The sequence below is a fragment of the Rugamonas sp. GW822-FHT03B10 genome, assembly GCF_058801745.1.
In genome coordinates, this window is record NZ_JBXANP010000012.1 from 121,973 (window position 1) to 139,721 (window position 17,749).

14 protein-coding genes are annotated in these 17,749 nt (G+C 66.3%); 6 read left to right on the top strand and 8 right to left on the bottom strand.

The window, feature by feature from the left end; genetic code table 11:
• The first annotated feature begins 203 nt into the window (after positions 1 to 203).
• A complete protein-coding gene (locus tag AC1RQG_RS19095) occupies positions 204 to 1,685 on the top strand; it encodes a methyl-accepting chemotaxis protein (RefSeq protein WP_493133570.1) in 1,482 nt (493 codons plus the stop codon).
• A gap of 78 nt (positions 1,686 to 1,763) precedes the next feature.
• Complete coding sequence (locus tag AC1RQG_RS19100; RefSeq protein WP_493133572.1) at positions 1,764 to 4,502, top strand: sensor domain-containing diguanylate cyclase; 2,739 nt, start codon at positions 1,764 to 1,766, stop codon at positions 4,500 to 4,502.
• On the opposite strand, the gene AC1RQG_RS19105 is transcribed toward AC1RQG_RS19100, so the two are convergent.
• The 3 genes from AC1RQG_RS19105 to AC1RQG_RS19115 all read right to left on the bottom strand — a co-directional run bounded on the left by AC1RQG_RS19105 (position 4,499) and on the right by AC1RQG_RS19115 (position 6,707).
• The gene (locus AC1RQG_RS19105) at positions 4,499 to 5,128 is read right to left on the bottom strand and encodes an FABP family protein (protein ID WP_493133574.1); all 630 of its coding nucleotides are present in this window, start codon (positions 5,126 to 5,128) and stop codon (positions 4,499 to 4,501) included. The genes AC1RQG_RS19100 and AC1RQG_RS19105 overlap by 4 nt on opposite strands.
• A gap of 62 nt (positions 5,129 to 5,190) precedes the next feature.
• Positions 5,191 to 5,691, bottom strand: a complete 501-nt coding sequence (locus tag AC1RQG_RS19110; RefSeq protein WP_493133576.1) for a LysR substrate-binding domain-containing protein — start codon at positions 5,689 to 5,691, stop codon at positions 5,191 to 5,193.
• Between the two features lie 47 nt (positions 5,692 to 5,738).
• The gene (locus AC1RQG_RS19115; protein ID WP_493133578.1) at positions 5,739 to 6,707 is read right to left on the bottom strand and encodes an MBL fold metallo-hydrolase; all 969 of its coding nucleotides are present in this window, start codon (positions 6,705 to 6,707) and stop codon (positions 5,739 to 5,741) included.
• A 333-nt stretch (positions 6,708 to 7,040) separates the two neighbouring features.
• Between AC1RQG_RS19115 and AC1RQG_RS19120 the strand changes: the two genes are divergently transcribed.
• Positions 7,041 to 8,279: an NCS2 family permease gene (locus AC1RQG_RS19120; RefSeq protein ID WP_493133664.1), complete on the top strand. Its 1,239-nt coding sequence runs from the start codon at positions 7,041 to 7,043 to the stop codon at positions 8,277 to 8,279.
• 19 nt (positions 8,280 to 8,298) lie between these two features.
• Here AC1RQG_RS19120 and AC1RQG_RS19125 read toward each other — a convergent pair whose 3' ends face one another.
• Positions 8,299 to 8,439 (bottom strand): hypothetical protein, encoded by a 141-nt coding sequence (locus AC1RQG_RS19125; protein WP_493133580.1) that lies wholly within the window; start codon positions 8,437 to 8,439, stop codon positions 8,299 to 8,301.
• A gap of 184 nt (positions 8,440 to 8,623) precedes the next feature.
• On the opposite strand from AC1RQG_RS19125, the gene AC1RQG_RS19130 reads away from it, so the two are divergent.
• Positions 8,624 to 10,297, top strand: a complete 1,674-nt coding sequence (locus tag AC1RQG_RS19130; RefSeq protein ID WP_493133582.1) for a methyl-accepting chemotaxis protein — start codon at positions 8,624 to 8,626, stop codon at positions 10,295 to 10,297.
• 170 nt (positions 10,298 to 10,467) lie between these two features.
• Positions 10,468 to 11,037 carry a YIP1 family protein gene (locus AC1RQG_RS19135; protein WP_493133584.1) on the top strand — a complete coding sequence of 190 codons (570 nt, stop codon included), beginning with the start codon at positions 10,468 to 10,470 and terminating at the stop codon, positions 11,035 to 11,037.
• Between the two features lie 92 nt (positions 11,038 to 11,129).
• Here the strand turns inward: AC1RQG_RS19135 and AC1RQG_RS19140 are convergent, their stop codons facing one another.
• The 4 genes from AC1RQG_RS19140 to AC1RQG_RS19155 form a co-directional block, all read right to left on the bottom strand.
• Positions 11,130 to 11,987, bottom strand: coding sequence for an outer envelope protein (locus tag AC1RQG_RS19140; RefSeq protein WP_493133587.1), 858 nt, complete (start codon positions 11,985 to 11,987; stop codon positions 11,130 to 11,132).
• A 108-nt stretch (positions 11,988 to 12,095) separates the two neighbouring features.
• Positions 12,096 to 13,397 carry an NCS2 family permease gene (locus tag AC1RQG_RS19145; protein WP_493133589.1) on the bottom strand — a complete coding sequence of 434 codons (1,302 nt, stop codon included), beginning with the start codon at positions 13,395 to 13,397 and terminating at the stop codon, positions 12,096 to 12,098.
• Positions 13,398 to 13,617: 220 nt separating this feature from the next.
• A complete protein-coding gene (locus AC1RQG_RS19150; RefSeq protein ID WP_493133591.1) occupies positions 13,618 to 15,243 on the bottom strand; it encodes an HAL/PAL/TAL family ammonia-lyase in 1,626 nt (541 codons plus the stop codon).
• A 29-nt stretch (positions 15,244 to 15,272) separates the two neighbouring features.
• Positions 15,273 to 16,514, bottom strand: coding sequence for a urate hydroxylase PuuD (locus tag AC1RQG_RS19155; RefSeq protein ID WP_493133593.1), 1,242 nt, complete (start codon positions 16,512 to 16,514; stop codon positions 15,273 to 15,275).
• Between the two features lie 225 nt (positions 16,515 to 16,739).
• On the opposite strand from AC1RQG_RS19155, the gene AC1RQG_RS19160 reads away from it, so the two are divergent.
• Positions 16,740 to 17,678 (top strand): LysR family transcriptional regulator, encoded by a 939-nt coding sequence (locus tag AC1RQG_RS19160; protein ID WP_493133595.1) that lies wholly within the window; start codon positions 16,740 to 16,742, stop codon positions 17,676 to 17,678.
• Positions 17,679 to 17,749: the final 71 nt, after the last annotated feature.

Genomic DNA, 17,749 nt, shown 5'->3' on the forward strand with positions numbered 1-17,749 from the left:
GTGAAATATTCAGCAACATTACATTCTCGCCAGATATGTTGTTTTTCTATCTTTTAGTGCGGTAATTCTAATAAGAAATATTTCTCGATTCGCAAGGCGCACGCTGCTACACTGCCCGCACCCGGAGGAGACGCCGGGCTCGATCAACCGCCCCCGGACGCGCGATCCCACCATGCGCCGGGGTTAAGAAAAAGAAGAAGCCCATGAACATCGCAAACATCAAGATCGGCCATCGGCTGACGATCGCCTTCTCCCTCACCACCGTCATGCTGGCGGTCGTGGTCGCCCTGGGCGCCTCGGCGCTGCGCTCGTCGGCCAACGAGATCGACCACGCCACCGGCGAACGCTACCGCCAGCTGGCGCTGCTGCAGCAAGCCAGGGCCGAAGGCGATGCCGCGCGCCAGGCCCGCGCGCTCGACGCGCTGGCCGCCTTCGACGCCGGACGCATGCGCGCCGAAGGCGCCGAGGCCGCGCACAGCGCGCGCCGGGCCGGCACCATCATGATCGTGCTCGGCGCGGCCGGCGGCGTGCTGAGCCTGTTGACGGCGCTGATCATCACGCGCGGCATCGTGGGGCCGGTCAACCACGCCGTCAAAGTGGCGCGCACGGTGGCCGGCGGCGACCTGCGTTCGCACATCGAGATCCGCAGCGCCGACGAGATCGGCCAGTTGTCGGCCGCCCTCAAGGACATGAACCAGAGCCTGATCCGCATCGTGCGCGAGGTGCGCGGCGGCACCCACGCCATCGCCGGCGCCTCGGCCGAGATCGCGGCCGGCAACCTCGACCTGGCGGAGCGCACCGAGCGCCAGGCCGGCGCCCTGGAGGAGACGGCATCGGCCATGGAGCAGCTGACCTCCACCGTCAAGCGCAACGCCGACCACGCCCAGCAGGCCAACACGCTGGCCCAGTCGGCCTCGGACGTGGCCGGGCGCGGCGGCGCCGTGGTGGCGCAGGTGGTCGACACCATGGCCTCCATCAACGCCTCGGCCCGCAAGATCGTCGACATCATCGCCGTGATCGACAGCATCGCCTTCCAGACCAACATCCTGGCCCTGAACGCGGCCGTGGAAGCGGCCCGCGCCGGCGAGCAGGGGCGCGGCTTCGCCGTGGTGGCCAACGAGGTGCGCAACCTGGCGCAGCGCTCGGCGGCCGCGGCGCGCGAGATCAAGACCCTGATCGGCGACTCGGTCGAGCAGGTCGACGCCGGCGCCCGCCTGGTCGACGCGGCGGGCCACACGATGGGCGAGATCGTGGCCAGCGTGCGCCGCGTGACCGACATCATGGGCGACATCGCCAACGGCAGCCAGGAGCAGCTGGCCGGCATCGAGCACATCAACGCGGCCGTGAGCCAGATGGACCAGGGCACGCAGCAGAACGCGGCGCTGGTGGAGCAGGCCTCGGCGGCGGCGGCCACCATGCAGGAGCGGGCCGGCCACCTGGCGCAGGCGGTCGACCAGTTCCGCCTCGACGGCGCGGAGGCCGGCGCCAACGGCGCGGCCGCGACGTCCAATGCGGCCAGCGCGGCCAGCGCGGCCAGTACGGCCAATGCGGCCAGCGTCAGCGCCCTGCCGCGCCGCCGCCCCAAGCGCATCCCCGCGCCCGTCCCCGTGGCGCCTCAATCAACGGCGCAGGCGGCCCGCAAGGTGGCCAATGGCGCTGAAGAGGACCAGTGGCTGGAGTTCTGACCGGCGGCTCGGGCGCCGCGCTTGGACGCGCGCGCCCGCCTGTGCAATACTCACGGTGTAAACCACCACCGGCCTCCCATGCTCGCCAACGTCCCGCTCATCCGCAGCCTCAAATTCCGCATGACGGCTGTGGTGGTGGCGCTTGTGCTGGCGGCGACGGTGATCGTCACGTCGCTGGCGCTGCTGCTGGCCGAACGCGACATGGAGGCGGTGCTCGGCGACCAGCAATACGCCTTGCTGTCGGCCGCAGCCGCCAACATCGACTCCCAGCTCGAAGCCAAGCGCACGCTGCTGGCCAGCCTGGCCGACGCCATGCCGCCCGACCTGAGCGACCACCCGGAGCGCATGCGCCAGTTCATCGAGCAGCATCCGACCGTGCGGGCCGCGTTCCTCAACCTCGTCACCTACGACCGCAGGGGCGTGTTGCGCCACACCTCGCACAGCGGCATCGCCACGCTGGAGCTGACGGACGCCTCCAGGCCATTCTTCGAGCGCGCGCTCGCCACGCGCGGCAGCATCATCTCCGAGCCCTTCAAAAGCTCGGTGACGGACTTGCCCGTGGTGCTCATCACCCAGCCCGTGCTGGACCCGTCGGGCGCCGTGGCCATGGTCCTGGCGGGCAGCATCGACCTGGCCAACGCCTCGTTCCTGGAGCCGGTCAGCGCGCAGCGCCCCGGCAAGACGGGCTTCATGTACATCATGACCAGCAAGGGCATCCTGGTCAACCACCCCAACCGGGCCCGCCTGCTGCAGCACATTAACGCCCGCCCCGGCGTCAACCGCGCCACCCAGATGGCGCTGCAGGGCTTCGAGGGCTGGACCAACGCCGCCAACAAGGACGGCAGCGAAGGCATCTACTCGTACAAGCGGATCCCGGCGGCCGACTGGATCCTGGGCGCCCGCTTCCCCACCGAGGAGGCGTTCGCGCCCATGATCGTGATGCGCCGCCACGCCGTGCTGGTGTCGACCCTGTTCGCCGCGCTGGCCGGCGCCATCGGCTGGGCCGCCATCCACGTGCTGCTGCGGCCCCTGGTCCGGCTGCGCCGCCACGTGGCCGAGATCCGCAGCGGCAAGGCCGGCATCGAGGTGCTGCAACGGCGCCGCCGCGACGAGATCGGGGAGCTCAGCTCGGCCTTCCACGTGCTGATGGCCGAACGCGAATCGGCCATGGAGAGCGTGCGCGAAAGCGAATCGCTGATCCGCAACATCCTGGAGCAGGCGCCGGACGCCTTCATCACGTGCGACGCCAACGGCATCATCACGGAATGGAACGCCCAGGCGGAGAAGAGTTTCGGATGGAGCCGCACCGAGGCCGTGGGGCAGGACGTGGCGGAACTGATCATTCCGCCGGCCCTGCGCGCCGAGCACCGCGCCGGCATGGCGCACTTCGCCCAGGGCGGCACCGGGCCGGTGCTCAACGCGCGCGTGCGTGTCACCGCGCGCCACCGGGGCGGCCACGAGGTGCCGATCGAACTGTCGGTGCGGGCGCTGCGCCACGGCAGCGATTACTACGCCACCGCCTTCCTGCACGACATCACGGAGCGTCTGGCGTACGAACAGCAGATCGCCGCCAGCGAGAAGCGCTCGCGCATGATCGCCGACAACATGCCGGCCATGATCGCCTACGTCGACGACAAGCTGCGCTACCGCTTCACCAACGAGCACTTCCGCCAGCTGATGGGCATCGACCCCAACGCGCTGCTGGGCCGCACCTTCGGCGACACCTTCGGCGACGCGTTCCGCGAGCGCCTGCGCCCCTATTACGAGGCGGCCTTGCGGGGCGAGCGCGTGCACTACGAGCGCGAGGGCCACGAGACGGGCCGCGCCATCCAGCTCATGGTCGACATGATCCCCGACCTGCGCACCGATGGCAGCGTGGCCGGCTTCTACCTGATGGCGCTCGACATCACGGAACGCAAGAACGCCGAACTGACCCAGGCCGCCAGCGAGAAACGCCTCAAGCTGTTGACCGACAACCTGCCCGTGCTGATCTCGTACGCGGACCGCGAATGCCGCATCCAGTTCCTCAACGCGACCTTCCGCGACTGGTTCGGCATCGACCCGGACAGCAGGATGGGCCGGCCGCTGGCCGAAGTCATCGGCCGCGACCATTACCGCAACGCCGAGGAACACCTCGAGCGTGCCTTCCAGGGCCACATCGTCACCTACGAGCTGAAGGCCCGCATCAAGGGCAGCATGCACACGCTGGAGACGACCTTCGTGCCCGAGGTGCTGGCCGATGGCGGCGTGGCCGGCGTGTATTCGCTCACGCACGACACCACGCGCATGAAGGAGATCGAGGAGAGGCTGATCCACCTGGCCCGCGTCGACACCCTGACGGGCATCCCCAACCGGCTCATGTTCGAGGAGCTGCTGCAACTGGCCATCGGCCGCGCGCGCCGCAACCGCCAGCCGATGGCGCTGGCCTACCTCGACGTGGACAACTTCAAGGCCATCAACGACAGCCTGGGCCACGGCGGCGGCGACACGGTGCTCAAGGAATTCGCCACCCGGCTGGTGGGCAATGTGCGCGCCACCGACACCGTGGCCCGCCTGGCCGGCGACGAATTCGTCATCATCTTCGAACAGGTCAACGATCCCGACGAGGCGGGAAGGCTGGCGGCCAAAATCGTGGAGGCGGTCCGGCCCGACTTCACGGTGGCGGGCCGGCCGCTGTCCGTCACCACCAGCGTGGGCGTGGCGCTGCACGCCGGCGGCGAGCAGACGCCGGCCGAACTGGTGGCGCGCGCCGACGGCGCGCTGTACGCGGCCAAGCGGCGCGGGCGCGACTGTTACGTGGTGGCGCAGCCCGGTTAGCGCGCCAGCGGATTGGGCGTCGGCTCGGCCACCTTGACCAGCAGGTTCTTGTCCATGTGGTGGAATGGCTCGTCCTGGCCGCGGATCAGCATCACCGTGTCCTCCTCGTAGCCCCAGGTGCCGTCGTCGTGGATGGTGACCTTGATGCGGTATTCGGTCGTCTTGAAGCCATATTCGAGGAAGGGATTGGAGCAGATGCCGTAGCTATCGTGCTCGCGGCGCGCCACCAGTTCGAAGCTGGTGGCGTCGGGCGCCGCCTGGCCGGACGCCATGGCGATCTGGCCGCGCGGGATGGCCAGGGTCTGGATCACGGTGCCGGTGGCCGGTTCCCACAGCCAGTAGCCAACCTGCTCGTGGTAGGTCTTGACCTGTTCGGGCTTGGTGATCAGGATCAGGTAGCGCAGGCCGTAGAACAACTGCGGCCCGTTGGTGACGGGATCGATCGGCTGCAGCTCGATGCGCTCGACGAAGGCCTGCTTGCGCGGCCCGTCCGCCTTGGGCTTGATGTCCAGCCCCCGCTTGCCTTCCCACACGCCCGCCATGGGCCGCAGCGGCCCCAGGTTCTCCAGCGTGCGGATGTCGATGTTGGACGGTTCGGTGTAGATATCCTGCGAAAATTCGCTCATGCGTCGTGCCTTTCAGTTGGTTGCCTGATCCGATGCAAGCTATTGTAGAGCAAGCGTGGCCACTACTGCCGCAGGCGCTCGAGGAACCAGCGCCCGGCCGGACCGGGTGGCGCGTCCTTGCGGTACAGGGCGCGCATGGAGAACGCCGCCCCGAACGCGGGTCCGCCCTCCACTTCCACCGGCACCAGCGTGCCGAGCGCCAGATCGTCCTCCACCATGTGGCGCGGCATGCTGCCCCAGCCCAGGCCCGCGCGCAGGAAGGCCAGCTTGGCGCCCAGGTCGGCCAGCCGCCACACCTGCCCCGACATCACGTTGAAGTCGCGCCCCTGCGTGAGACTGGAGCGGTCGGTCAACACCAGCTGCACGTGGCGGGCCGCCTCCTCCACCGGCACCGCGCCCGCGTGCTGCGCCAGCGGATGGCCGGGCTCGGCCACCAGCAGCGCCGGCACGTCGAGCAGGTATTCGGTCGCGCATTCGGACGGCACGTCGGGGAACGAGCCGACGATGCCGAGACGGCAACGGCCATCGAGCACCGGCTGCACCACCGCGCCCAGCGCTTCCACGCCTGGATGCCCGCCTGGGCGCCCAGCTGACCCGCCGCGCGGCCTGATCACAGTTCGATCTCCATGCCGTCGTAAGCGGACACCACCTCCAGCGGCGCTTCGCCCGTCACCTCGGCGTAGCGCCGCGTTTCTTCGAGCACCCGGTCGATCTGGGTGTCGCCCTGCACCGGCTCGTGGTGGAACAGGCAGAGTTTATGCACCCCGGCCAGCTGGCACAGCTCCACCCCCACCACATTGCTCGAATGGCCCCAGTCGGCCTTGACGGAGATGGCCTCGGCCAGCGAATACATGGCGTCGAAGATCACCAGGTCGGCGTCGCGGAAGAATTCGACGAAGGCCAGGCGCTGGGCCATGTCGTCGAGCCGGTGCTCGGAATCGGTGCTGTAGACCAGCGCCTGGCCACCATGTTCGAGCCGGTAGCCGTAGGAATCGCCGCCATGCAATTGGCGCATGGCCGTCACCCGCAGGCCGTCGATGGTGACGGGAACCCCGGGCGTCATCACACGAAATTCGATGTGGGCCGCCATCTGCTCCAGCCGGACCGGGAAGCTGATCGGCTCCTGCTGGCGCCGGAACGCCCGCTCCAGCTGCGCATGGCAGCCGTGGATGATGATGCGGTTGCCGGGGATGTAGGCGGGCGTGAAGAACGGGAAGCCCATGATGTGGTCCCAGTGCAGGTGCGACATGAACACGTGGTAGGTCTGCGGATGATCGCGCCCGTGACGGGCCAGCATCGCGCCGGCCAGCGCGCGCGCGCCCGAGCCCAGGTCCAGTATCACGTGCTGGCGGCTGCTGTCCGGCTGCCACACTTCCACTTCCACGCAGCTTGAATTGCCGCCGTAGGTGCCGCGCACGTCGAATGGCAACTCCTGGTCCACGTAGGCGGCGATCTTCTCCCGCGTGTCCAGGCCGCGCCCGACGGCGCCCTCCAGCGCCGCCACCAGCTTGGCGCGCACCTGGGCGTGGTTCAGGGCCACGGGCAGGGAACCGCGCGCGCCCCAGATCCGCGCCTTCACGTCCCTTCTCCGGTCCAACCTGCCCGCTCGTACCGCTGTCGCCTCATCATCGATCCGCCTGCGTGTTGCGGGCGCATGCCGGTGCACATGCCTCGTCCGCGTGGATGAAAGTGTAGCAAATGCGGGCGCCGCGCGGCCCGCGATTCGCCCCGGCGGCGGACGCGATGGCGGCCGATGCTTGTCAATACGCCATTTTTGACGCCGCCGCAACGTGCTATGCTCTCGCCCGCCCCGCCCGGCGTGGCCCCGAACTATCCAGACACGGAGAATATTGTGAATTTCCTGCAGAGCTTTTTCAGGCTGAAAGAGAGCGGTACCAGCGTGCGCACCGAAATGGTGGCCGGCGCGACGACCTTCCTCACCATGGCCTACATCATCTTCGTCAACCCGTCCATCCTGGGCGACGCGGGCGTGCCCAAGCAGGCCGTGTTCGTGGCCACCTGCCTGGCCGCCGCGCTGGGCACCATCATCATGGGCCTGTACGCCAACTACCCGATCGCGATGGCGCCGGGCATGGGCCTGAACGCCTATTTCGCCTACGCCGTGGTGCTCGGCATGGGCATCTCGTGGCAGGCCGCGCTGGGCGCCGTGTTCATTTCCGGCTGCCTGTTCGTGCTGGTCAGCCTGCTGGGGATACGGGAACAGATCGTCAACGGCATCCCGCACTCGCTGCGCACCGCCATCACGGTCGGCCTGGGCCTGTTCCTGGCGCTGATCGCGTTGAAGAGCGCCGGCATCGTGGTCGCCAATCCGGCCACGCTGGTGGGCGTGGGCGACCTGCACCAGCCGTCCACCATCATGGCGATCTGCGGCTTCATGCTGATCGTCACGCTGGACCGGCTGAAGGTGACGGGCGCCATCCTGATCGGCATCGTGGCGGTGACGGTGCTGAGCTTCTTCTTCGGCGGGAACACCTTCCACGGCCTGGTGTCCATGCCGCCGGCCATCGCGCCCACGCTGCTGAAACTGGACCTGCAGGGCGCGTTCTCGGTCGGCCTGCTCAACGTCGTGCTGGTGTTCTTCCTGGTTGAACTGTTCGACGCCACCGGCACCCTGATGGGCGTGGCCAGCCGCGCCGGCCTGCTGGTCGGTGGCAAGATGGAACGCCTGAACAAGGCGCTGCTGGCCGACAGCTGCGCCATCGTGGCCGGCTCCATGCTGGGCACGTCCAGCACCACGGCCTACATCGAAAGCGCTGCCGGCGTGCAGGCCGGCGGACGCACCGGCCTCACCGCGCTGGTGGTGGCCGCGCTGTTCCTGGCCAGCCTGTTCTTCGCGCCCGTGGCCGGCGTGGTGCCGGCCTACGCGACCGCGCCGGCCCTGCTGTATGTGGCCTGCCTGATGCTGCGCGACCTGACCGACGTGGACTGGAGCGACAGCACCGAGAGCGTGCCGGCCGCCATCACGGCTTTGCTGATCCCGTTCACCTACTCGATCGCGCATGGCATCGCGTTTGGCTTCATCACCTACGCCGCGCTCAAGCTGGCCACCGGCCAGGCGCGCAAGGTCAAGCCCATCGTGTGGCTGATCGCGGGCGTCTTCCTGTTCAAGTACGCCTATCTGAAAGCGTAAGCGGTCGCCTGCGTCCGGCTCAGGCCAGCCGCCTGGGCCGGTCGGCGCCATCCACCGCGACCAGCGCCGGCGTCTCCCGGATCGGCTGGATGCCGATCACGTCATGCAAGCGCTGGCGGCACAGCACCAGCGCCTCCTCCTCCGCCGATGCGAGCCCCATCGGCACCTCCAGCCCCGCCAGCCCGCGCTGCGGCCATACAACACCACGCCAGTTTACCGGACCAGAGTCGCGAAATGATAATGGATTGTCAGTAAATGACAAGCCATCAACGTGAGCGCCGGAACACAATGAAATCAAGAAACGTAGATTTCATCACAGCATGTTCCACTCGGGAGACTCACGCATGGCCAAGAATTTCTACCTGCGCTGCGCCGCAGCGATAGGTAAGCTCAACATAGGATTGCGACTGACGCTGGGCTTCGGCCTGACCATGGTGCTGCTGGTGGCCATGATCGGCACCGCGCTGCTGGCCATGGCCGGCATGCAGCAGCGGGTGGACAACATCCTGCAGGACCAGTACCGCAATGTCACGCAGGCCAACGAGGTCAAATACAACGTGGCCGTGATCCACCAGCTGCTGCGCAGCGCCATCATCGCCGCCGAATACCAGGGCGAGAACGCGGTGGCCGGCCAGATCCGCCCCATCCGCGAACGCAACGCGGCGCTGCTGGCCGGCTTCCAGTCCACCCTGCACGCCCCGGCCGACAAGCGCGCGCTGGACGACATCATCAAGGCCAGCCAGGCCGACCAGGCCAACCAGAAGGAACTGTTCCAGCTGCTGAACGCGGGCAGCCTGACGGAGGCGAAGAGCATGCTCAACGCCACCATCCGCCTGTCGGAGCAGGAATTCGTGCAGGCGCTGCAAACGCTGGTGAAGCTGCAATCGGAGCACATGGCGCAGGAATCGGCCCAGTCCAACGCGGCCTACGCCAGCGCGCGCACGCAACTGCTGTTGATGGGCGTGGCGGCGCTGGGCCTCGGCAGCGTGGGCGCGTGGCTGCTGGTGCGCGGCCTGTTGCGCGAACTGGGCTGCGAACCGCACGAGGCCAGCCGCATCGCCGCCAGCATCGCCGATGGCGACTTGTCGGTGCAGATCGCCCACCGCACCGCTGCCGGCGACAGCTTGTTGTCCGCGCTCGAGACCATGCGCGACAAACTGGCCGCGCTGGTCAGCCAGGTGCGCAACGGCACCGAGCAGATCGCCACCAGCTCGGCGGAGATCGCCGGCGGCAACCAGGAACTGTCGCAACGCACCGAACAACAGGCCGGCGCGCTGGAGGAGACGGCCGCCTCGATCGAGGAGCTGACCAGCACCGTCAAGCAGAACGCGGACAACGCGCACACGGCCAACGACCTCGCCATCAAGGCCTCGACGGTGGCCACGGAGGGCGGCAATGTCGTCGGCCGCGTGGTGCAGACCATGACGGCCATTAACGCCGCCTCGTCCAAGATCAGCGACATCATCGGCGTGATCGACGGCATCGCGTTCCAGACCAATATCCTGGCCCTGAACGCGGCGGTGGAAGCGGCGCGCGCGGGCGAACAGGGACGCGGGTTCGCCGTGGTGGCGTCCGAAGTGCGCAGCCTCGCGCAGCGCAGCGCGTCGGCCGCGCACGAGATCAAGGCCCTGATCAACGATTCCGTGGCCCAGGTCGGATTGGGCAGCGCGCTGGTGGCCGACGCCGGCGTGACGATGACGGCCATCGTCGACAGCGTCAAGCACGTGACCGACATCATGGGCGACATCATGGCCGCCAGCCAGGAGCAGACCTCCGGCATCGAGCAAGTCAACTCGGCCATCATGGACATCGACGGCGTCACCCAGCAGAACGCGGCGCTGGTCGAACAGGCGGCGGCCGCGGCCGCGTCGATGCAGGATCAGGCCAGCCAGCTGGCCGAACTGGTGAGCATCTTCAAGCTGCCCGGCGAAATGGCGCGCCGCCCCGCCGCCACGGCTGCCGCGTCCGCGTCCGCGTCCGCGCCCGTGCCGGCACGCGCCCTGCGCCGGCTGGCATGAAAGGCAACCTTGATCTGGCAGCCAATCCGGTCGCCGTCCATCGACACCAATCTTGATCTGACGATAGTAAAGGGCTTTCAAATACCTCACAAAGTGATATAGTTTGCTCAACGGGGGTGCATCCGCCATCCCTGCCGGTCACAAGCCAAATCAACTCCGGGAGATGCGATATGAGCACGTTAGACTATTTGAAGATGCCGTTTTCGGCGCACGGCGCATGGGACAAATTGAGCACGGTGCATCCCGCCGTGTGGAAGACGCTGTTGTCGCTGGTATTGCCGTTATCGCTGATTCCACCAGCCATGCTGATATACGCCGGCGTCCACCATCCGGAAGTGTATTGGATGTCGGCCACGCCGGAGCGCTTCCAGATGATCGCCGCGCTGTTCCTGGTGGCCGAGCTGTGCACGGTGCCGCTGATGGCCCAGGCCATCAAGACCATCGCCGAATCGCACCAGGTGCGGGTGGAGTTCCGCGACACGCTGATGCTGTCCGCGATCTCCGCCGTGCCGATGTGGCTGTCCGCGCTGGCGCTGGCCATACCGAGCCTGCTGCTGACGGTGTCGCTGCTGGTGCTGGGTCTGCTGGCCGCGCTGATGCTGCTGTTCCAGGGCAGCACCACCATCCTCAAGATCTCGAATGAGATGGAAGCCCAGGAAGTGTGCTCCCAGGCCTACGCCGTCGGCGCCCTGGTGTGGACGCTGCTGTGCGTGTTCGTCAAACTGAGCCTGATGGCCTGAACGAATCCGCGCCCAAAAAAAACCGGGGTCAGGTCATAAAATTGCGCAAGTTGCGCAATTTCATGACCTGACCCCGGTTTGTTCTTGCGGCGTTAGAAGTGGTACTCGGCGCGCAGCATCGGCGTCCTGGCGACGTAGCCCTGGCCGCCCGTGGTTGCCGAGGTATTGCCGAACTTGTTGCGCCAGTACTGGTATTCGATACCGACCTTGAACACGTTTTTGGCGTGTCCCATGGCGGCGCCGGCGTCCAGCATCAATTGCATGTCGATGTTGGTTTCGGCGCCCGTGTCGTTGCCCACTTCATCCTTGCCCTTGGCGGCGATGAAATTCGCGAAACCTTCAAACGACACCAGCGATGTGACGGGAATGCCCCAGTCGGCCGTCAGCATGGCGTGCGTCTTGTAGGTGTAGCGGCCGGTGACGGTGGAGATCGGCGGGAACGCGCCGCTGGGGGCGTTGCTTTCGTTGAGCAGCAGCAGGCTGGTGTTCAGGTGGCCCGGCACGTCCCACATCAGCGTGGGGCCCAGCACCAGCATGCGTTTGCGCGAGTTGTAGCCGACGTCGTTCTTGGTGTTGACGTCGAAGCCGGCCGTCAGGCCCACGCTGCTGACGGGGCCGAACTTCATACTGGTGCCGCTGACCTTGGCCAGGTCCAGCGTGTGACGGTACACGACGTACGCTTCCTGCGCGCCCGAGGTCTGGGTCAGCGAGGCCGGGTCGTTCTTGTCCGATAGCAGCAGGTCCACGTTGAAGAAATTGGTGCCGTAGGCGTAGCCGCTGACGCTGGTGAGCGCGAAGATGTTCTTCTTGATGTCCTTGGGATTGAACGGTTCGCGGTAGTCGTTGCCGGTGCGCCAGCTGATGGAGGTGTCGCTCCAGGTGGCGGCGTGGGCGGCGGTGCCGGCCAGGCACAGGCAGGCGATGGAAATGAATTGTGGCAGCTGTCTCATTGTCGTTTTTATCATGATGTTACGGTTGCGATGGACGCGGCGCGCCCCGCCGGCGCCATCGCTGGCGCCGGCACGGCTGCACCGCAGGGGGAAAGGAAGGACGCCGCCTCAGCCTGCGCCGAGGTAGACGAATTTGAAGGTGAACACGCAGGCGATGGCCCAGATCACGGGACGCACTTCGCGCACCCGGCCCGTCAGCAGCTTCAGGATCGCGTAGGAGATGAAGCCGAAGGCCACGCCCAGGGCGATCGAGTAGGTGAACGGCATGGTCAGCGCCGCGATGGCCGCCGGCACGCTTTCGGTGGTGTCGCTCCAGTCGATGTCGACCAGTTCGCGCAGCATCAGGCAAGCCACATACAGCAGGGCCGGTGCGGTGGCGTAGGCCGGCACCACACCCGCCAGCGGCGAGATGAACAGGGCCGCCAGGAACAGCACGGCGACGGCGACGGCGGTCAGGCCCGTGCGGCCGCCCGCTTGCACGCCGGCTGCGCTTTCGATGTAGGCCGTGGTGCTCGAGGTGCCCAGCATGGAGCCGGCCACGATGGCGCAGCTGTCGGCCAGCAGCGCCTTGTTCAGACGTTCCATTTTGCCGTTCACCAGCAGGCCGGCGCGGTTGGCCACGCCCATCAGGGTGCCGGTGGCGTCGAACAGTTCGACCAGGAAGAACACCAGCACCACGTTCAGCAGGCCGACGGAGACGGCGCCCATCACATCGAGCTTGAAGAACGTCGGTTCCAGGGTGGGCGGCGCCGAGACCACGCCGTTGAACTGGTTGCCGCCGAAGAAGAAGCTCAGCACCGTCACGGACAGGATGCCGATCAGGATCGCGCCCTTCACTTGCAGTTTGTCGAGCGCCACGATCAGGAAGAAGCCGAAGATGGCCAGGATCACGGGCGCCGAATGCAGGTTGCCCACGCCCACCAGCGTGGCGGGATTGGCCACCACGATGCCGGCGCTTTTCAGCGAGATCAGACCGAGGAACAGGCCGATGCCGACCGTGATGGCGGTACGGATCGAATGCGGTATCCCATTGACGATCATCTCGCGCAGCTTAAATATGCTCACGAACAGGAACAGGCAACCCGAGATGAACACGGCGCCGAGCGCCATTTGCCACGGCATGCCCATGCCTTTGACGACGACATAGGCGAAGTAGGCGTTCAGCCCCATGCCCGGCGCCAGCGCGATCGGATAGTTCGCGTACAGGCCCATGACCAGGCAGCCCAGTGCGGCGGCGACACAGGTGGCGACGAACACGGCGCCTTTGGGCATGCCGGCGTCGCCGAGGATGGAGGGGTTGACGAAGATGATATACGCCATGGTCAGGAAAGTGGTGAGGCCGGCGACCAGTTCGGTGCGCACGTCCGTGCCGTTTTCCTTCAGTTTGAAGAATTTCTCGAGTAACAACATTTTTGTCTCCATGTTCTGTTTTAGTACTGCTCTTGCCATGCCGATTAAACAAGGGAACAATCGGCGATGGTCAGGTGTGACCTTATCCCAGCCGCCGTCACGCCAAGTACGGGTGACGGCATACTTGCTATCTGCTATTTCCCATAACAGCCGGGGGCGCGCCGCATGGTGTTCGGCGCCCGCCCCTTCCCGCCCTCCTCTGATTGGATGACCTGCCGGTTTATACGAATTGTCCGATCTGTGCCTCGACGGCCTTGCGCACCGAGCCGGTGGTGACGAAGGAGCGCGCCATGTCGATGTCGTCGTGGAACCAGCGGTCGCCATCGAGGCAGGCCGGGATCTGGCTTCGCACCGAGGCGTAGGCGGCCGCCGTGCCTTTGCCCAGCGTGAAGCCGGGCAGCAGGTGCTCGGTCATGGTGAGCGCCTGGGCCGCCAACAACATCTCCACGCCGACGATGTACTGTGTGTTCGACACCACAACGGCGGCCTTACGCGCGCACCAGGTGGAATTGGACACGTGGTCTTCGCTGTTGCCCTTGGCCGGGATCGAGTCGACGCTGCCGGGCATGCACAGCGTGCGGTTCTCCATCACCAGCGAACTCAGTGAGCACTGCACGACGGGGTAGCCGGTGTTCACGCCACGCACGCCCGACATCAGGTTGCGCGGCAGGCCCCACGACAGCGTGGGGTCGATCAATCGCGCCACGCGGCGCTCGACGATGCTGCCCAGGTCGGCCACGGCCATGGCCAGCAAGTCCATCGCCTGCGCCAGGTACTGGCCGTGGAAGTTACCGCCCGAGATGATCTCGAAGCCGCCTTCGTCCTTGCTGAAGATCAGCGGGTTGTCGGTGGCCGAATTGACCTCCTTGTCGATGATGGTGTCGATGTAGTCGAGCGCGTCGAACACGGGGCCGTACACCTGCGGCGCGCAGCGCAGCGAATACACGTCCTGGATGCGGGCCGTATAGGGAATGTCGGTGCGGCGCTGCTCCTCCGGGAACTGCACGGCGCGCGCGGCGTGCGTGGTGCGGGTGGAGCCTTCGAGCAGATTGCGCACGATGGCCGCCGTCTTGATCTGGCCCGCGTGCGGGCGCGCCGTGTGGATGCGCGGATCGAAGGCCGACATCTCGGCCCGCATCGCCTCCAGCGTCAGGCCCAGTGACAGGCAGGCGTCCGACAGCAGGTTGCGCGCGTCCGCGGCAGCCAGCAGGGCCACGGCCAGCGACACGGTGCAGCCGTTGATCAGGGCCGAGGCGTCCTTGGCCTTCAGTTCGAATTCCACCGGGCCCACGCCAGAGGCGCGGATCGCCTCCGGCGCCGCCATGCGCTGGCCCCGGTACATCACCTCGGCCTGTTCGAAGCCGCAGATGGCGGCCGCCAGGTAGGACAGCGGCGCCAGGTCGCCCGAGGCGCCCACGGAACCCTTCTGCGGCATGATGGGGTGGATGCCGGCGTTGACGAAGGCCAGCAGGCGGTCCACCACTTCCACGCGCGGCGCCGAGTAGTTGCTGGCGAAGGCGTTGGCGCGCAGCAGCATGGTGGCGCGGCTCACCTCCTCCGGGAACGGCTCGCCCATGCCGGCCGCGTGGGCCTTGATCAACTGGGTCTGGAACAGATTGATGTCCTGCACCTTGACGCGGGTGTCCTTGAGCATGCCCACGCCGGTGTTAAAGCTGTACATCATCGGCGCCTCATCGTGCATCCAGGTCGATTCGATGTAGTCGCGGCTTTCCTTCAGGGCCGCGCGCGAGGACGCGGCCAGGTTCACTTCGATGCTGTGGTCGCGCGCCACGGCCACCACTTGGGCCGCCGTCAGGTTGAAACCGTTGATGGTTGTCGTTGTCATGTTCGTTCTCTTAATGTGTGTTGGTGCGCTCAGTTGGCGCCGGCCGCGAACCAGGCGCCGATTTCGGCCCGTTCCTCCGGCGTGATGTTGGTCATGTTCCCGATCGGCATAGCCTTCAGCACCACGGCCTGCTGGTTGACCTTGGCCGCGTTCTGGTGGATCAACTCCGGAGTATTGAGCATGATGCCGGCCGGCGCGGTGGCGAAACCAGGCTGGGTCGGCGTGGCCGAGTGGCAGCTCACGCAACGCTGGTTGATGATGGCTTGCACGCGGCCGAACTCCGGCGCGGCCACGGCGGCGGCATGTTCGTCGTCGCTCACGCCACCTTGGGCGGTCTGTGCGGCACGGGCCGCCGGGTGCGGGGCGATCACGATGGCGACGGCCAGCAGGATGGCGCAGCCGGCGGCAGGGAAGCCCCAGGCCGTGCGGCCGTGGTGGCGCAGGTTGAAGAAGTGGCGGATCAGCACACCGGCCGCGATGATGGCGCCCAGCAGCGCCCAGCTATAGGCGTGGCTGTAGGTCATCGCATAGTGGTTGCTGATCATGATGAGCAGCACCGGCAGCGTGAAGTAGTTGTTGTGCACGGAGCGCTGCTTGGCCTTCTTGCCGTGGATGGGATCGGGCGACTCGCCGCGCGCCATCGCCTGCACCAGCTTGCGCTGGCCGGGGATGATCAGCATCAGCACATTACCGACCATCATGGTGCCGATCATGGCGCCGACGTGGATGTAGGCGGCGCGGCCGCTCAGGAAGTGGGTCAGCACGTAGGCCATGGCGACGATGAACACGTACATGACGATGGCCAGCAAGCCTTCGCGCTTGCCCAGCGGCGAGCGGCACAGGGCGTCGTAGACGATCCAGCCGAACAGCAGGCTGCCCAGGCCGATGGCGATCGCCTGGCCCTGGCTCAGGTCGGCCACCGACTTGTCGATCATCATGGCCGAGGCGTTGAAGTAGTAGACGATGAACAGCAGCGAGAAGCCCGACAGCCAGGTGGCATACGCTTCCCATTTGAACCAGTGCAGGTCCGACGGCAGCTCGGCCGGCGACACCAGGTATTTCTGCGGGTTGTAGAAACCGCCGCCGTGCACGGCCCACAATTCGCCCGACACGCCCTTCTTGGCCAGGTCGGAGCCGGGCTTGGGCGGACGGATGCTGTTGTCGAGCCAGACGAAGTAGAAGGAGGCGCCTATCCAGGCGATCCCCGTGATCAGGTGCAGCCAGCGCACCAATAGATTGAGCCAGTCCACGCCATATGCGAGCAGTTCCATGTCTTCCTCTTGATTGGATTTAAGCTCGTCTGCCACCGCGGGCGCTCCAGACGATTGGGACTTGGTCCCTGTTGGCCGCGAACTGTTGAGAGCTCCGCTGCGACCGATTTGAAGACCACGCACTGCGGTGCGTGGTATGGCCTGAACGATAAAACTAATTCTGGCCTTTCACATTGGAATCGACGTATATTAAAAATAGGAACAAAGTTATACACAGATAAAGTCATGGCCCAATTACCCGATCACTTAGACCTGCACCTGATCCGCATCCTGTACCTGCTGCTGTGCGAAAAGAACGTCTCGCGCGTGGCGCTCAAGCTGGACCAGCCGCAGCCCTCCATCTCCGCCTCGCTGCGCAAACTGCGTGAATTGACGGGCGATCCGCTGCTGGTGCGCGGTGGACGGGGCATGGTGCCGACCCAGCACGGCGAGAGCTTGAAGAAGCCCGCCAAGCGCATCCTGGACGAAGTGGGGCAGCTGTTTTTGCAGAAGACGCCGTTCGCCTCGATGGAGGAAAGCCGCACCTTCCGCATCGGCGCGCCGGACTACCTCGACATTCAATTTTTGCCGACAGTTGTGGCGCGCTTGCGACGCGAGTCGCCCAAAAGCCGCATCATCATCCAGAGCCTGGGGGCGGAAGTGGACTCGATCCGCATGCTGTCGGACGGCGATCTGGACCTCATCATCGGCAACTGGCAGGAGCCGCCCGAGCATCTGCACCTGTCACGCCTGTTCGAAGACCCCATCGTCTGCGCCATGCGCGCCGATTCGCCGTACGCCAAGCGCACCGACGCCAACGAGATGACGGTGGACGACTACCTGAACCTGCCGCACGTGGCGCCCTCGCCCACCCTGCCCGGCTTCCATGGCGTGATCGACAGCTTCCTGGCCGAACATGGGCTGGAGCGCAACGTGATGGTGGAATCGGCCTATTTCAGCCTGATCCCGCACATGCTCACGCAAACGGACCTGGTGCTGACGACGGGGCGCCAGTACCTGCGCTTCTACGAGCGCAACCTGCCGATCAAGGTCTACACGGTGCCGCTGCGCTTCCCGCCGATGCGCTTCTACCAGCTGTGGCACGAGCGCGTGCACCAGGCGCCCGAGCACAAATGGCTGCGCGACCAGATCACGCAGGCGGCCGCCGCCCTGAGCGGCAAATGACTTAATCGGGGACGTACCCCAATTAAGCTACGTCGTGGCACACCGGCAACACTTGCCATATGCGCATGCTG

Excerpts from the sequence above, each read along its gene's own strand:
- AC1RQG_RS19095 (WP_493133570.1), top strand. The coding sequence starts at position 204 with ATGAACATCGCAAACATCAAGATCGGCCATCGGCTGACGATCGCCTTC.
- AC1RQG_RS19100 (WP_493133572.1), top strand. The coding sequence starts at position 1,764 with ATGCTCGCCAACGTCCCGCTCATCCGCAGCCTCAAATTCCGCATGACG.
- AC1RQG_RS19105 (WP_493133574.1), bottom strand. The coding sequence starts at position 5,128 with ATGAGCGAATTTTCGCAGGATATCTACACCGAACCGTCCAACATCGAC.
- AC1RQG_RS19120 (WP_493133664.1), top strand. The coding sequence starts at position 7,041 with ATGGTGGCCGGCGCGACGACCTTCCTCACCATGGCCTACATCATCTTC.
- AC1RQG_RS19125 (WP_493133580.1), bottom strand. The coding sequence starts at position 8,439 with ATGGGGCTCGCATCGGCGGAGGAGGAGGCGCTGGTGCTGTGCCGCCAG.
- AC1RQG_RS19130 (WP_493133582.1), top strand. The coding sequence starts at position 8,624 with ATGGCCAAGAATTTCTACCTGCGCTGCGCCGCAGCGATAGGTAAGCTC.
- AC1RQG_RS19135 (WP_493133584.1), top strand. The coding sequence starts at position 10,468 with ATGAGCACGTTAGACTATTTGAAGATGCCGTTTTCGGCGCACGGCGCA.
- AC1RQG_RS19140 (WP_493133587.1), bottom strand. The coding sequence starts at position 11,987 with ATGAGACAGCTGCCACAATTCATTTCCATCGCCTGCCTGTGCCTGGCC.
- AC1RQG_RS19145 (WP_493133589.1), bottom strand. The coding sequence starts at position 13,397 with ATGTTGTTACTCGAGAAATTCTTCAAACTGAAGGAAAACGGCACGGAC.
- AC1RQG_RS19150 (WP_493133591.1), bottom strand. The coding sequence starts at position 15,243 with ATGACAACGACAACCATCAACGGTTTCAACCTGACGGCGGCCCAAGTG.
- AC1RQG_RS19155 (WP_493133593.1), bottom strand. The coding sequence starts at position 16,514 with ATGGAACTGCTCGCATATGGCGTGGACTGGCTCAATCTATTGGTGCGC.
- AC1RQG_RS19160 (WP_493133595.1), top strand. The coding sequence starts at position 16,740 with ATGGCCCAATTACCCGATCACTTAGACCTGCACCTGATCCGCATCCTG.